This window comes from Phytohabitans houttuyneae (assembly GCF_011764425.1).
In the GTDB taxonomy this organism is placed as follows: Bacteria; Actinomycetota; Actinomycetes; order Mycobacteriales; family Micromonosporaceae; genus Phytohabitans; species Phytohabitans houttuyneae.
Genome location: NZ_BLPF01000003.1, coordinates 644,592 through 656,459, shown reverse-complemented (window position 1 = coordinate 656,459; position 11,868 = coordinate 644,592). Strand labels below are relative to the sequence as shown.

Genomic DNA, 11,868 nt, shown 5'->3' with positions numbered 1-11,868 from the left:
CTATGAACCTGATCCGTCACTCCTGGTCGGGCTATGCGCCATGCTTGCGATGGCGTCGGCGAGTTGCCCTGGAGCGTCGAGCGAGACCAGCGTCTTGGCGTTGGGGACCTCGACGAAGTCGGCGTTCTTGAAGGCGCGCTGCAGCCGGCGGCCGAGCGCCGGTGTGAACGCGCGGTCGGCGGTCCCCCACACGATGGTGACCGGGCCGGCGAACCGGCTCAGCCGGGTCGACACGTCCAGCAGGTCTTTGCGCTTGGCCCCTTTGAGGAACGCGACCGCGTCTCTGCGGATCGCTTCGTCGCTGAGGCTCGGCTCGATCCAGGACCGGGTCTGTGCCGGGTCGAGCCTGTTGGCGAGCAACCCCAGTCCCAGAGGCGAGTGCCGGATGGCGCGCCATCGCATGGGCTGCAGGTTGACCTTCATCCGCGTCTCGCCCTTGAGGAGGTGGAATATGACGCTGAACGGGAACGGTGGGAACTTGTCGAACGCATCGCAGTTGGTCAGGACGACCCGGCCGATCCGGCTGGGGTCGGTGTCGAGCAGAAACTGGCACAGCGCGCCGCCGGTGTCGCCGCCCACGAGCGTGACGTCGCGAAGGTCCAACGCCTCGATGAACGCGATGATCTGTCGGGCTACTCCGCGCGGTGACTGGTCGGTTCCCGGCTTTACCGGGATGCGGTGGGCGCCAAGTGGCCAGTCCGGCGCGTAGGAGCGGACGCCCTGCGCGGCGAGAAGGTCGGCAACGCTCGACCAGAGTGATCCGTCCATCAAGAACGGGTGGACGAACAGGACCGGCGGTGCGGCCGAGTCGGCGGGACCGGCGACCCGGTAGCTCACTACTCCGTGTGGGAGCTCGATCGATGTCACGTTGCGTCTCCCTATGATGTGCAACACTTACCGACAACCTCCACTTACATACAGGCAGATTGTATGAATCTTCGTCGTCGCACGCAAGCCGACCGCACGGCCGCCACCCGGACCGCGCTCATCAGCGCGGGACGCCGCCTCTTCGCCGAACACGGCTTCGCCGGCGTGGGCACCGAGGCGATCGTCCTCGAGGCCGCCGTCAGCCGGGGCGCGCTTTACCACCACTTCGCCGACAAGACCGAACTGTTCGCGGCGGTCCTCGACAACGTCGAAGGCGAGGTGTCGGCCGAGCTCGCCGCCGTGGTGGGCGCCGACACGTCCGGCGGATTCGTGGAGGTCATGCTCCGCAGTGCCGAGGCCTGGCTCGACGCCTGCCAGCGGCCCGAGGTGCAGCGCATCGTCCTGGTCGACGGGCCGTCGGTGCTGGGCTGGGCGCGGTGGCGGGAGATCTGTCAGCCGCACATCCTCGGGCTGGTGTCGGCCGTGCTCGCGCAGGGCATGGCGGACGGCTCACTCGATCCCCAGCCGGTCACCCCGCTCGCCCACCTGCTGCTCGCCATCGCCGACGAGGCGGCGATGTACGTGGCCACCAACGCCGACCCGGTCACCGCCCGTCGCGAAATGATCGCGATCATCCGCCGCTTCCTCCAGGCGCTCACGGCCAGCACCGAGCCACCCCATCGAACCTGACCAAGGCCGGCTCGCCTTGACGCAACCAACTGATTGCCATAGCGTCGATAGCAACCATACGGTTGCTATATGAGATGGCGAGAGGAAGGTTCAGTCATGAGTACGGGTCAGGCGGCACCAAGCCCGGACCGGGGAAATCTCGCGCTGGCCGCGCTGTTCATCGGCATGTTCGTCATGGGCGGCACCGAGCTGCTGGTCGTCGGCATGCTCGACCTGATCGCCATCGACCTGCGGATCTCCATCCCGGCGGCCGGTGCGCTGGTCACCGCGTACGCGCTGGGCCTGGCCATCGGCGGCCCGATGCTGACCGCGGTGTCGATCCGGCTCAACCGGCGCACCGTCCTGGTCGGCGCGCTCGCGCTGTTCGTCCTGAGCAACCTCGTCGCGGTGCTCACCACCACCTACGCCGTTCTCGTGGCGGCGCGGACCGTCACCGGCGCGCTCGAGGGCCTGTTCATCGCCGCCGCCATCGCGGCCGGGATCGCCGCCGTCCCACCGGCGCGCGCGGGCCGCGCGATGGCGGTGGTGATCTCCGGTGCCGCGGTGTCGGGAGCGCTGGGCGCGCCGCTGGGCGCACTGCTCGGCCAAGCCTTGGGCTGGCGCGGCACGTTCGCCGCGGCTGGCGCAGTGGCCGTGGCCGCGTTGATCGCCACCGTGGCGCTCGTGCCGTCCGCGCCGTCGACGGGTGGCGGCGCCGTCCGCCAGGCGCGGCACGCCTTCGCTCCCGGGTGCTGGCCGTGCTGGGCCTGACCGTCCTGGTGTTCGCCGCGGTGTACGCGCCGCTGACCTACATCGTGCCGTTCCTGCACAGCGTCACCGGCATCTCCGGCGCGCTGATCAGCGTGTTCCTGCTGGCCTACGGCGTCGCCACGACGGTCGGCTCGTCCGGTGGCGGCCGCTTCGCCGACGCCAACGCCGCACGCACCCTGACCGTCGGCACCATCGGCTTCGCGGCGTGCCTGGTGACGCTGTACGTCGCCGGCACAAGCGCCGTCGCGGTGGCGGTAGCGGTGCTCGGCCTGGGACTGTTCGCCATGGGTATGGCACCCTCCATGCAGTACCGCGTCGTCAGCCTCGCCGGGCCCGGCAGCGACCTTGCCCAGTCGCTGCCCGCCTCCGCGGCCGGTCTGGGCACCGCCGCGGGCTCCCTCGCCGGCGGCGTGGCGATCGGCGGCTACTCCCCCGCGCGGCCGTCATCACCGGACTGGCCATCGCCCTGATCGGCATCCCCGCAGCGTGGGCGGCCAGCTTCCTGCGGCCGCCGGCCACGCGGGAGGACACGCGCCCGGCCCCGGCCGAACTCGCCGTGAGCCACGCGTGACATCGGTAGACCGAGAGGAGACAGTCATGAGCACGGACCTCCCGAGATCGTCGACGCCGCGACATGGCGCGCCGCCCGCCTGAGCCTGCTGGCCAAAGAGAAGGAGCTGAACCGGCACCGGGACGCGGTCACCGCCGCACGCCGGGAGCTGCCGATGGTCGAAGTCGACAAGCCCTACGTCTTCGACGGCCCGGGCGGCCCGCTGAGCCTCGCCGACCTCTTCCAGCAGCGGCGCCAGCTGCTGATCTACCACTTCATGTTCGAACCGGACTGGACCGAGGGCTGCCCGTCCTGCTCGTACGTCATCGACAACGTCGGGCACCAGGCACACCTGCACGCCCGCGACACCACCCTGGCCGTCGTCTCCCGCGCGCCGCTTCCCCGCCTCCAGGCGTACCGGGAGCGCATGGGCTGGAACGTCGACTGGTACTCCTCCGGCCGCTGCGACTTCAACCTCGACTTCGGCGTCACCTTCGACGCCGCGTCCGGCCACTCGGAGTACAACTACCGCGACCTGTCCACCGACCCGGGCTGGCAGGGGTGGACCGGCGAGCAGCCCGGCGTGAGCGCGTTCCTCACCGAGGGTGGCCGGATCTTCCACACCTACTCCAGCTACGGGCGGGGCTTCGACCTTCTCATGGGCACCTACAACTGGCTCGACATGACCGCACTGGGGCGCCAGGAGGACTGGGAGCGGCCGCAAGGCCGATCGGACGGCCCGGCCATGAACTGGCTGCACCGCCACGACCAGTACCCGGCCGGGGACTAGCCGACCACGGTGCAGCTTCGCCGTCAGCCACCTGCGGTTAGTGCGGCCGCCGCACAGGCGCTGTTCCTCGTACTGCAGCGGCCATTGCTGGACCGCTACACCGGGTTCGAGCTCACCACCTACGCCACCTGGATAAGGCCTTGGTCGCCCTCCCCGCGGCGGGTGAACGTGCCGGCGACCTGACCTCCGGCCCCAACCGGCCGCGCTGGCCAGCATCGTTTTCCTCGGCGTCGGCCCCAGCGCGCATCTCATGCCCTTGTGATCAGGCAGCGCTGCGGTCGCGCCGGGCGATGGGTAGGCCGACGGCCACCACCAGTGCGGTGAGGACGAAGGCGATCGGGTAGCCGGTGCCGGCCATGATCGCGCCGAAGGCAACCGCACCGATGCCGAGGCCGGCGTCGTAGGCGAGATTCCACAGTGCACTGACGGTGCCGTAGGCAGACTGCGGAACCCGCGAGTACATGGTGGCCAGCGTGGCGTTCTGAGCGATGCCGAAGCCCGCGCCGAAGATGACGGCCGCGCCCAGCACTGCGGCGGTGCTACTGGTGAACACGAGTAGCGCCATCCCGGCGGCCGCGGCGAGAAGGCCGGGTACCAGGAGCGCGGCGAAGCCGTGCCGGTCACCGCGCCGGCCGGCCCACCAGCGGGCCGCCGTGGACGCGGCGGCCTGCGCGAACAGTGCCGCCGCGACGACGCCGGCCGATCCGGGGCGCACGGCAAGTGGAAGGAACGTCACGAAGACGCCGGCCGCGGTGGTGGTGAGGGCGAAGATCAGCGCCGGACGGCGCAGTTGCGGCATGCGCATGCCAGCGAACACGCCGATGGCGTTCTCCTTGCCGGCGGTCGCGGCGCGGGCGGGCAGCCACGGGACGGTGGCAAGCGCGATCAGCGCGGCGACCGCGGCGGCAACGAACACCGGCGCGTAGCCGTGGTGCGCGGCCAGCCACAGGCCCAGCGGCAGCGCGGCCAGCGCCGGCACGCCGGCGACCACGCCGGTCAGGGCCAGTCCCTCACCGCGCCGTTCTGCTGGAATCAGCGTCGCGGTCATGGCACCACCGGCCACGACAGTGAGCGCGAAACCGAGTCCACGCACGAGGCACACCGCCACGACGGCGGCGATGTGGGTCGAGGCCATCAGCGCGAGCGACGGCACACCGAGCAGCGTCAGGCCAGCCGCGAGCACCCAGCGGTAGCCGAAGCGGGCGACGAGGCGGGGCGTGACCATCTCGCCGAGGACGGTGGCCAGCATCAGCGCGCCGGTGACCGCACCCGGGGCTGCCCCGCCGGCGGCCGCGACATAGCTCGGCACCACGGACAGCAGCAGGTAGAAGCTCGTGGCCGAGCCGACCATCGAGACGAAGCGGATCAGCAACGGCCGCGTGATCAGGGCCGGTCGCGCGGCCGGGCCGGTCGCGGTGACCACGGGGTACGCAAGCGTCGAGGTCGTCATGGCTTCGACGCTATGAGCCAGCTGGATTTCCAGTAAGCTCCAGTTTCATGCCGGTCGAGTGGTCCAGTTCGGCTCCAGACCTGCTGCTGACGCTGGACCGTGCCAGCGGCGAGCCGCTCACCTCACAGCTCGAGCGGCAGCTGCGCGACGCGATCCGCACCGGCCGGCTGCAGATCGGCGAGCGGCTCCCCTCGTCCCGTCAGCTCGCCCGGGATCTGGAGCTGTCCCGTGGGCTGGTGCAGGACTGCTACAGCCAGCTGCAGGCAGAGGGCTACCTGTCCACCCGGGCCGGATCCGCGACCCGGGTCGCGGCGGGCACCGCCACCCCGCCGGCCGCATCGCCACCGCCGGCCCGCCCGGAGCCGCTGATGGCCGACTTCCAGGCGGGCGTCCCCGACCTGGCCAGCTTCCCGCGCGGCGACTGGCTGTGGGCTCTGCGCGAGGGGTCGAGGGCGGCGCCCAACGCCCTGTTCGACTACGGCGATCCCCGCGGTAACCAGTCACTGCGCGAGGTGCTCGCCGGATATCTGCGCCGGGTACGCGCCGCCGCGGCCGAGCCGCAGCACCTGGTCATCTGTGCCGGGTACCAGCAGGGCCTGTCGCTGGCCTTGCGCACGCTCGCGCGCGGCGGGGTTACGACCGTCGCGTGCGAAGACCCCGGCCCGATCAACGGAAACGCGGCCGTGGCCGCCCGCGCCGGGCTCCGCCTGGTGCCCGTGCCGGTCGACGACGACGGCATCGACGTCGCCGCGCTGGCCGCCACCGACGCCCGCGCAGTCATCCTCACCCCCGCGCACCAGTGGCCGACCGGCGTCGTACTAGCCGCGGCGCGGCGTCTGCAACTCGTTGACTGGGCGAACCGGCACGATGCGACGATCATTGAGGACGACTACGACGCTGAGTTCCGTTACGACCGCGAGCCCGTCGGTTCGCTGCACGGTCTGGCGGCCGATCGCGTGCTGTCGCTAGGCACCGTGAGCAAGTCGCTGGCCCCGACGATCCGGCTCGGATGGATGCTGTGCCCGCCCGCGATGACCGAGGCGTTGGTCGAGGAGAAGCAGATCCACGACCGCGGCTGCCCCGGCCTCGACCAGCTCGCACTGGCCACCCTGATCTCCTCCGGACGGTACGACCGCCACCTGCGCCGGATGCGCTCGCTCTACGCCGCCCGACGCTCGGCATTGGCCGAGTCACTGGCACGCCACGCGCCCACCGTCCGCCTGACCGGCCTGGCCGCCGGCTTTCACGCCATCGCCCACCTGCCCGACGGCGTCACCGAGGCCGCGGCGATCACGGAGGCCCGGCGACGCGGCGTCGGTCTGTACGGGCTCACTCCCCTGACGTCCGGCGGGCGGGCGGTGCCGGCACGACTCGTGCTGGGGTTCGGCAACCTGTCCGAACGCACCATCAAGGCCGGCATCGCCGCGGTCGCCGACCTGCTCTCCGGACCTGTTCCGCCCGAGAAGGCGACGCATCGGCTTCAAGGCCCGCATCGAACGTGATCGGGCTGGTCGCCGGCGGTGACCGCGCGGATCAGTGCGGCGCCGACGACGTCACCGCGTCACAGACGCCACGCCCACGAGCTGGACGATGCGCCGCCATTCCTGACCGCAGCCAGGCCCCCGGCCTTCGACGCCTTGAAGAAGACCCTTTGCCGTAGCCGTACTTGTTCGTCCGGCACGGGCCACACGATCGCTTCGACGCCGCGCACGGCGACCTCGCCGCCTTTGCGCGGCGCCGCCGCCGGCCTGGGCCCACGTCGCCACCGAGGCGGCATCCGCCACTGGTGAGCACTGAGCTGGTCAGCCCTTGAAGGCGCCTTCCATGATGCCCTGCACCAGGCGCCGCCCGACGAAGACGAACAACACCAGCACCGGCACCGTGGCCAGGAACGAGCCCGACATGGCCAGGCCGAGGTCGATGTCTCTGCTGTTCTGCAACGCCTTGATGGCGATCTGGACCGTGTAGCGCTCGGGAGACTTCAGGACGATGAACGGCCACAGGAAGTCGTTCCAGGCGTTGACGAAACCGAACAGTCCCAGGACGAACGCCGCCGGACGGACGAGTGGGAAGGCGATGCGCCAGAAGATCTGCCAGGTGGTGGCGCCGTCCACGCGGGCGGCGTGCATGAGCTCGTCATCGATGGTGCTGCTGATGTGCTGGCGCATCCAGAAGATCCCGAAGGCACTGACCAGCCCGGGGACGATCACCGCCTGAAGGGTGTCCACCCAGCCGAGCTTCGACACGATCAGGTACTGCGGGATGACGGCCAGCTGGGCCGGGACGGTCATCGTCAGCACGACGATGAGGAACAGCGTGTTGCGGCCGGGAAAGCGCAGCTTGGCGAAGGCGAAACCGGCCAGCGCGCACAGCAGGGCCTGGCCCACACCGATCGAGGTGGAGACGGCGACGCTGTTGAGGAGCGCCTGCACGAACGGCACGATGTCGAAGACGAGGCCGGCCAGATGGAAGAAGTTGCCGCCGGGCACGACGTGTGGCGGGAGGCTGTACGCGGTGGCCGAGTCCGTGGAGGCCACCACGAACATCCAGTAGAGCGGGAAGACGCTGACGAACGCCATGACGCCGAGCAGCGCGTACACCCAGAGCGGGAGCCGGTTGACGGGGCGCCGGCGGCGGGTTGCCCGCCGGGTGGTCGAAGGTGCGGGGTTCATGGGCGCTCCGAGCGGATGCGGGTGACCAGCAGGTAGTTGATCGCGGCGACGATCACGACGACGACGAAGAGTGCGACGCCCACCGCCGCGCCGTAGCCGAAGCTGAACCGGCCGAAGCCCTGCTCGTAGAGGAAGAGGGTGAGGGTCTGGCACTGCCGCGCCGCCCCGCAGGTCAGTCCACCCACCGGGTTTGCCAGCAGCGGCTCGGTGAAGATCTGCAGTCCGTAGATCGTCGAGGTGACGACGGTGAACACGATGATCGGCCGCAGGGCGGGGATGGTGATGTGGCGGAACTGCTTCCAGCTGTTGGCACCGTCCACGGCGGCGGCCTCGTACAGATCGCGGGGCACCGCCTGGAGCGAGGCGAGATACAGCAAGGTGTTGTACCCGGTCCACCGCCAGGCGATCATCGCAGCGATCATGACGTGGCTGCCCCACACCGACGCGGTGAAGTCGATGTGCTGGAAACCCAGCAACCCGAGGAACCAGTTGAGCATGCCGTAGTCGCGGTCGAAGAGCTGGGCGAAGACGATGGTGGTCGCCGCTACGGAGGTGACGTAGGGAACGAGCACCGACATGCGGAAGAAGGCGGCCGCCCGCAGACGTACGTGGTTGAGCACGTGCGCCAGGCCGAGCGCGAGCAGCAGCTGCGGCACCGTCGACAGCAGCCAGATGCTGAACGTGTTGCGCAGCGCGCCCCAGAACCGCGGGTCGTCGAGGAGTTCGGAGAAGTTGGCCAGCCCCACGAACTCGCGCTCGCCGATCGGGTTCCAGTCGAACAGTGCAATGTAGAACGTGAACAGCAGTGGGAAGAGGCCGAAGATGAAAAAGAGCAGGAAGAACGGTGCGATGTACGCGTAGGGCGCCAGTCGCTCGCGCAGGCCCTGCTGAACGCGGCGCTTCCGGGTCGGCTGCCCGGTGGCCTTCGCGGCCGCGGCCGGTCTCAACACGGTGGTCACATCGTCACCTTCCCGGCGCGCGACGGCCGGGCTCGCCCAGCCGTCGCGTCTGTCGTCCGTTCAGCCACGCAGGGCGTTCTTGACGTTGACTAGCGCGGTGTCCCACGCTTTGCCGGGGGTAGTTTGCCCTGCTCGACGCTGATGATCGCGTTGATCAGCTCGCTGCCGATGGTGGCGTCGTCCGGACCGATGTAGAACGGCTTGACGCCCAGCACGGACTCGGTGTAAATCTTGCCGACCGGCGCGTCGGAGAAGAACGGGTCGGTCTTCCCGACCAGCCGCGGGTCGGTGTAGACCGACGGCGTCGTGGGGAGGTTCCCCTTGGAAAGGAAGTTCTCGAGCTGGCCCTCCGGCGACTGCATCTCCGCGATGTAGTCCCAGGCCGCCTTCGGGTTCTTCGCCCGCTTGGGGATGGCGAGGTAGCTGCCGCCCCAGTTCCCCGAGCCGCCGGGGATGGTGGCGACGTCCCACTTGCCGTTTGTCTTGGGGGCGTTGGTCCTGATCGCGTTGAGCATCCAGGCCGGCGCGGAGACGACCGCGAAGTCACCCTTGCTCATGCCCGCCGTCCAGCCGGTCGACCAGGAGGTTATCTTCGAGGTGATGCCCGACGCGTGAACCTTCAGCGCCAGGTCAAACGCGGCCTTGACTTGCGGGTTCTTGTCGTACGACAGCTGCCGGTTCGCGTCGTAGTAGCGCTCCGTGCCCTGGTTGACCGCCTGGAAGAAGACGCTCGTCGAGGTGTTGTCGACGAACGGCTTGCCGGTCGCCTGGACGTACTTCTTGCCGGCGTCGATGAACCCGTCCCAGGTCGGCCATAGCTTGGACACCTGGTCGCGGTCGGTGGGCAGGCCGGCGGCCTTGAACAGGTCCGTACGGTACGCGACCGCCAGGCCGCCAACATCCGTCGGTATCCCGATGATCTTGCCGTCCTCGGTCATCGACTGGTTCATCACCCAGTCGAGGTAGTCGCCCTTCTTCTGGTCGGCGCCCAGCGTGGACAGGTCCACGAAGTTCTCCGGGGACTGCATGAACTTCGGCAGGTCGTCACCCTGGATCAGCACGAGGTCGGGCACCTTGCCACCGGCCAGTGCGGTGGTGAGCGCCTGGGCCGTCTCGGTCGTGCTGCCCACCTCGGTGAGCTTGACCTTGATGTCCGGGTGCGCTTTGGAATAGGCGTCGACGTCGACCTTCTGGTTGATCCCGGTGAAGGACCAGAACTCGAACGTCTTCGGGTCAGACGATCCGGCGTCCCCGCCCGATCCTGGCGTACAGCCGACCACCAGGAGCGCGGCTACGGTGGCGGCGGCTGCGGTAGCGATGACACGCTTCACGTGCCCTCCAAACGGTGGTCGCGAGAGGCAGGCGGTCCAGAGCGATCACGGTGAGTACTTGCGGCTCGGCGGTGCCGCTCCGGCCGATTTCACGCTGGGAGCCTGGACCGGTGTTGTCGATCGACATCGATGTCACCTCGTATGACGTGTGACGATAGCCAAGGCATCGAGCACGGTCAACACAAGTTCCGGAAAATGCTCGATACCTGTCTGCCGCCCGAGGAAGGGCTCGAGCCCGTACCACCATCGGGCTTACGTGGTCGTCCGGCGGTGCGTGTGGCCCACCGAAGCGTCCGCTGGCGGCGACAGTTACGAAGAACTACCGATAGCCGCTGCCCTCGATGCGGCGGCGCCCGCCGGGGCGATGGCCGCCTCGGCGGTCGTTCCCGCCAGAGAGCCGGCCGGCCGTGGTCAAGGAGTCCTCGCCGCCCGGCGCGTGCCGGTGGCCGGTAGGCGCCCGACGAGGGGTCGTTAAGCTGCGGAGATGGTTCGGGACGAGCTGCTGCGGCTGCGAGCGAGCACGCAGGCAGAGGCGGCGACGCTGGCCCGGGACCTGGAGGCGCTGTTCGCGGCATCGCGCGACTCGAACGCCGACGACGAGCACGACCCGGAGGGCGTCACCATCGGCTTCGAACGCGCTCAGCTGACCGCGCTTCTGGCCACCGCGCGGGAGCGGATCGCCGAGGTCGACGAGGCGTTGCGTCGGGTGGACACGGCGACCTACGGCATCTGCGAACGCTGTGAGCGGCCGATCGCCGCGGAACGGCTCGCCGTGCGGCCGTTTGCCCGCTGCTGTATGGCGTGCGCCTAGTTCCGTGCCCCTGGCAGCCCGCTCTGTGCCGAGAGCGGGGGGCACGCCGCGAGTCATCAACATGATCGTTATCGTGGCGCCATGGCAGGTGGTTCTCGTCTTGCGGTGGTGTCCGGTGGCGGCACTGGCGTCGGCAAGCAGATCGCTCACACCCTCGCCGGCCAGGGTGACCGGGTAGTGATCATCGGACGGCGGCGGGAGCTGCTGGCTCAGGCACGCGCTGAGATCAACGAAGCCACCGGGACGGATCACGTGGCCGACACCCTCGTCGGGCGGGCCGGAACACCCGCCGACGTCGCAGCGGCCATCCGCTACATCACCTCACCCGAAGCCGGCTACCTAACCGGACAGATCATCGGCCTCAACGGCGGCGCGGTCCTCGGCCGTTGACGGCGGCTGAACCGAGCGGGCGCCGGCCCGACCCGGCCACGCCCCACCCACTATCCACAATGGTCGACCTCCACGACGCCTACGATCAAGTGCGGTTCGGGCTGCCCGTTTCCGCGCTCGTTCATGCTCTCCTACGGCGCATTGGCCTCTCCGCGCTCGATCTCGGCGAGCTGCTCCGCGGCGAGGCGGCGGGTCCGCTCTGAGACACCGGCCTGCAACTGCCGGAGTCGGTCGTTGAGTGTTCGTAGCGTGGTGCGGATGCCGTCTGGGTTGTTGAGGCGGCCGTGCAGGCCGATGGCGCGCTGGTAGAGGTGTTCGTTGTACGGGTCGACGTTGATCGCGTCCTGGATGAGGGCGAGGTGGGCCAGGATCTGCAGACTGTCGGTGCGGCGGATCCGCAGCGAGGTTCCGTCTGGGGCGGTGACTGTCGGCCTGCCCAGGACGGTCAGTTGCCGCCGCGGGGTGGGTAGTGGCTTGGTCGGGCCTGGTGGCGGTGCCGTAGCCGCCTGGGGTGCCGGCGCCGCGGGCGTGGAGACCATGCTGGGTTCGGTCCCCGGGCTTCTCCGAGGGTGTCGAGCGCTTGGCGGGTGGCGTTGACGTCGAGCACG

12 protein-coding genes and 2 pseudogenes are annotated in these 11,868 nt (G+C 69.6%); 8 read left to right on the top strand and 6 right to left on the bottom strand.

The window, feature by feature from the left end; genetic code table 11:
• Complete coding sequence (locus tag Phou_RS37830; RefSeq protein ID WP_173066468.1) at positions 1-867, bottom strand: alpha/beta fold hydrolase; 867 nt, start codon at positions 865-867, stop codon at positions 1-3.
• Positions 868-930: 63 nt separating this feature from the next.
• On the opposite strand from Phou_RS37830, the gene Phou_RS37825 reads away from it, so the two are divergent.
• From Phou_RS37825 to Phou_RS37815, 4 genes are all read left to right on the top strand, one after another.
• Positions 931-1,557, top strand: coding sequence for a TetR/AcrR family transcriptional regulator (locus tag Phou_RS37825; RefSeq protein ID WP_173066465.1), 627 nt, complete (start codon positions 931-933; stop codon positions 1,555-1,557).
• A gap of 96 nt (positions 1,558-1,653) precedes the next feature.
• A complete protein-coding gene (locus tag Phou_RS51655; protein WP_218579458.1) occupies positions 1,654-2,307 on the top strand; it encodes an MFS transporter in 654 nt (217 codons plus the stop codon).
• Entirely contained in the window at positions 2,295-2,777 is a 483-nt protein-coding gene (locus Phou_RS51650; protein WP_218579457.1) for an MFS transporter, read from the top strand. The genes Phou_RS51655 and Phou_RS51650 overlap by 13 nt, the downstream gene beginning before the upstream one ends.
• A gap of 102 nt (positions 2,778-2,879) precedes the next feature.
• Positions 2,880-3,647 carry a DUF899 domain-containing protein gene (locus Phou_RS37815; protein WP_371872260.1) on the top strand — a complete coding sequence of 256 codons (768 nt, stop codon included), beginning with the start codon at positions 2,880-2,882 and terminating at the stop codon, positions 3,645-3,647.
• 262 nt (positions 3,648-3,909) lie between these two features.
• Here Phou_RS37815 and Phou_RS37810 read toward each other — a convergent pair whose 3' ends face one another.
• On the bottom strand, positions 3,910-5,097 hold the full coding sequence (locus Phou_RS37810) for an MFS transporter (protein ID WP_173066462.1): 1,188 nt from the start codon (positions 5,095-5,097) through the stop codon (positions 3,910-3,912).
• 47 nt (positions 5,098-5,144) lie between these two features.
• On the opposite strand from Phou_RS37810, the gene pdxR reads away from it, so the two are divergent.
• On the top strand, positions 5,145-6,599 hold the full coding sequence (pdxR, locus tag Phou_RS37805; RefSeq protein WP_173066459.1) for a MocR-like pyridoxine biosynthesis transcription factor PdxR: 1,455 nt from the start codon (positions 5,145-5,147) through the stop codon (positions 6,597-6,599).
• A gap of 300 nt (positions 6,600-6,899) precedes the next feature.
• Here pdxR and Phou_RS37800 read toward each other — a convergent pair whose 3' ends face one another.
• The 3 genes from Phou_RS37800 to Phou_RS37790 form a co-directional block, all read right to left on the bottom strand.
• Entirely contained in the window at positions 6,900-7,769 is an 870-nt protein-coding gene (locus Phou_RS37800) for a carbohydrate ABC transporter permease (RefSeq protein WP_173066456.1), read from the bottom strand.
• Positions 7,766-8,728, bottom strand: a complete 963-nt coding sequence (locus Phou_RS37795) for a carbohydrate ABC transporter permease (RefSeq protein WP_246274172.1) — start codon at positions 8,726-8,728, stop codon at positions 7,766-7,768. The genes Phou_RS37800 and Phou_RS37795 overlap by 4 nt, the downstream gene beginning before the upstream one ends.
• Before the next feature lie 89 nt (positions 8,729-8,817).
• Positions 8,818-10,059, bottom strand: coding sequence for an ABC transporter substrate-binding protein (locus Phou_RS37790; protein WP_218579456.1), 1,242 nt, complete (start codon positions 10,057-10,059; stop codon positions 8,818-8,820).
• A 484-nt stretch (positions 10,060-10,543) separates the two neighbouring features.
• On the opposite strand from Phou_RS37790, the gene Phou_RS37785 reads away from it, so the two are divergent.
• The 3 genes and pseudogenes from Phou_RS37785 to Phou_RS53685 all read left to right on the top strand — a co-directional run.
• Positions 10,544-10,870: a TraR/DksA family transcriptional regulator gene (locus tag Phou_RS37785; RefSeq protein WP_173066453.1), complete on the top strand. Its 327-nt coding sequence runs from the start codon at positions 10,544-10,546 to the stop codon at positions 10,868-10,870.
• Between the two features lie 81 nt (positions 10,871-10,951).
• Positions 10,952-11,068 (top strand): annotated as a pseudogene (locus Phou_RS53690) (hypothetical protein); the annotation flags it as partial.
• A 54-nt stretch (positions 11,069-11,122) separates the two neighbouring features.
• Positions 11,123-11,260, top strand: a pseudogene (locus Phou_RS53685) (SDR family oxidoreductase); the annotation flags it as partial.
• 131 nt (positions 11,261-11,391) lie between these two features.
• Here the strand turns inward: Phou_RS53685 and Phou_RS37775 are convergent.
• Positions 11,392-11,799 carry a hypothetical protein gene (locus tag Phou_RS37775; protein WP_173066447.1) on the bottom strand — a complete coding sequence of 136 codons (408 nt, stop codon included), beginning with the start codon at positions 11,797-11,799 and terminating at the stop codon, positions 11,392-11,394.
• Positions 11,800-11,868 lie beyond the last annotated feature (69 nt).